This is a genomic window from Bifidobacterium sp. POST2/T3 (B1) (genome assembly GCF_058197115.1).
Genome location: NZ_JBVPQK010000329.1, coordinates 1 through 2,944, shown reverse-complemented (window position 1 = coordinate 2,944; position 2,944 = coordinate 1). Strand labels below are relative to the sequence as shown.

General features: G+C 62.6%; 1 protein-coding gene. It reads right to left on the bottom strand.

What is annotated here, in order from left to right; translation table 11 throughout:
* Positions 1 to 232: 232 nt before the first annotated feature.
* Positions 233 to 2,944, bottom strand: a 2,712-nt coding sequence (gene ileS, locus AC0AP0_RS11155) for a mupirocin-resistant isoleucine--tRNA ligase (protein ID WP_490430515.1), incomplete at its 5' end; no start/stop codon positions are given.

The window sequence follows — 2,944 nt, the reverse complement described above, 5'->3', positions numbered from 1 at the left end:
CTGCGCGCACCCCTGAGCAGCTGCCGGCCCTCCTGGCCGCTGCCCATCTGGAACTGAGCGACGAGGATATGCAGACCCTGGACCAGGTCAGCGACAAGGTCAAGGGCTGATCTGCACACTTCGCTGCCCGCTGCACGGCCAAGTGTGACACAAGCGGACACCCAACCAGGCAGTTCGAATGGAAAAGGGCTTCCATCTGATACAGGATGGAAGCCCTTTTGTACAGCTACGATCAGGCCTTGACCAAATTGACCTGCGGCTGATCCAGATCGCCGGCGTTGACGGTCAGGCTGGTGGCCAGGGTCTCTCGGGCGATCAGGTCGCTGAACTGCTGGGCCTTGGGGGCATCCTCTCCGGGCAGGGTCAGGGTCAGATGAATCCGGTCAGCGATGTCCAGACCTGCGGTCTTCCGGGCATCCTGAACCTGGCGTATCAGATCCCTGGCGTAGCCCTCAGCCAAGAGGTTATCATCCAGCTGGGTGTCGAGGATGACGAAGCCGCCAGTGGGCAGGGCTGCAGAGGCCGAACGGTCGGCCTGGGAGCCGTCCTCCTGCTCGATCCGATTGTCCAGCTCGTATTCGCCTGGCTCCAGGGCCACCGGTCCATCAGGGGTAGTGACGACCACATGGCCGTCCTGCTCTGACCAGTCGCCCTGCTTGGAGGCACGGATGACGAACTGGACCAGCTTGCCCAGTCGGGGTCCGGCCGCACGGGCATTGACCTTAAGATCGTGGATGATTCGCAGGCCGTGCTGACCGGCCTGATCCAGGGTGCAGAACTCCACATCCTTGATGTTGAGTTCAGACTTGAGCACGTCCACGTAGGGGCGAGCTGCGTCAGGGTCACGAACCACTACGGTCAACCGGGACAGAGGCTGGCGGACGCGGATCTGCTCGGCCTTGCGCAGGGCCAGTGTGGCCGAAACCACCTCGCGGACCTTCTCCATGGCGGCTACCAGGGCAGGATCGTCGCACAGGACCTGTCCCAGCTGGGTCTCCTGTCCGGTGGCCTCGTCGGCCAGGAAGGGCCAGTCGGCCAGATGGACCGACTCGCCGCCGGTCAGGCCCCGCCAGATCTGCTCGGCCTCCATGGGCGCCAAGGGGGCCAAAACGCGGGCGAAGGCCTCCAGGACCGTGTAGAGGGTGTCGAAGGCTTGGTGATCCTCACTCCAGAAGCGGTCGCGGTTGTTGCGGATGTACCAATTAGTCAGCACATCGATGAAGTCAGTTACCGCATCGCAGGCCTCCGAGATGGCGAAGTCGTCCAGAGCCTTCTGCACCGACTGGATCAGTCGACGGGTCCGTGCAAGCAGGAAACGGTCCATCTCCGGCAGGTCGACCACACGGTCCGGTGTCAGCGCCTGGGCCTGGTAGCCGGCGCCCTTGTTGGCCGCATTGGCATAGAGCGTGTAGAAGTAGTATGAGCTCCAGACCGGCAGCATGACCTGACGGACCGTGTCGCGGATGCCATCGGCGGTGACGACCAGGTTGCCGCCGCGCAGGATGGAGGAGCTCATCAAGAACCAGCGCATGGCATCGGATCCGTACTTGTCGAAGACCTCATTCACATCCGGATAGTTGCGCAGGTGCTTGCTCATCTTCTGTCCGTCGGAGCCCAGGACGATGCCATGGCAGATCACGTTCTTGAAGGCCGGGCGGTCGAAGAGGGCCGTGGACATGATGTGCATGGTGTAGAACCAGCCACGGGTCTGACCGATGTACTCCACCACAAAATCGCAGGGATCCCTGTCTTCGAAGTACTGCTTGTTTTCGAAGGGGTAATGGAACTGCGCGAAGGGCATGGAGCCCGACTCGAACCAGCAGTCCAGCACATCGGTGATCCTGTGCATGGTGGACTTGCCGGTCGGATCGTCGGGGTTGGGCCTGGTCAGCTGATCGATCCAAGGCCGATGCATGTTGATCTGCCCCTTGTCATCGGTCGGGTAACGGCCAAAGTCCTGCTTGAGCTCATCCAGGGACCCATAGACATCCACCCGAGGGTACTTGGGATCGTCCGAGACCCAGACCGGAATGGGCGAGCCCCAGAACCTGTTGCGGGAGATGGACCAGTCACGGGCATTGGCCAGCCACTTGCCGAACTGGCCGTCCTTGACGTTCTCAGGGATCCAGTTGATCTGCTGGTTGAGTTCCAGCAGGCGGTCCTTGATCTTGGTCACGGAGACGAACCAGCTGGAGACCGGCTTGTAGATCAGCGGGGTGCCGCAACGCCAGCAGTGGGGATAGGAGTGGACGTAGCTCTTCTCCTGGAAGAGTAGAGCCCGGTGCTCGGCAGGGATCTGTGCCAGGGGGCCGTCGCCTGCGCGCAGGTTGCGCACGATGGGCATGTTGGCCTCGAAGGCCTGCATGCCCTGGTAGTCAGGGCACTGCTCGGTGAAGACAGCGCCGGCATCAAGCACGTCCACGCTACGAATACCCTTAGCGTTCAGGGTATTCATATCGTCCTCGCCATAGGGAGCCTGGTGGACCAGGCCGGTGCCCTCCACGGTGTCGACGTAGTCGGCCGTGTAGATGGTATAGGCGTTGGGGCCTGGGGTGCCGCCCTCGGATTCGGCCTGCTCGCCGGCGAAGTAGGGGAAAACCGGCCAGTACCGCCAGCCCTCCATCTGGGACCCCTTGAGGGTGCGGACCACCTGGTAGCCCTCCCCCAGCTGCTTGGCGTAGTCGCCCAGGCGAGCCGTGGCGATGTAGAAGCGCTTGCCAGCGAAGGGCCCGGACACCGGACTGACCTCCGAATACTCGATGTCAGCGCCGACCACGATGGCCAGGTTGGTGGGGACGGTCCAAGGGGTTGTGGTCCAGAAGACCGCATAGGCATCCTCGTCCCTGAGCTTGACGGCCACGGAAACGGTGGTGTCCTGCCGGTCCTGATAGACATCGGCATCCATGCGCAGCTCGTGGTTGGACAGCGGGGTCTGGTCCTTCCA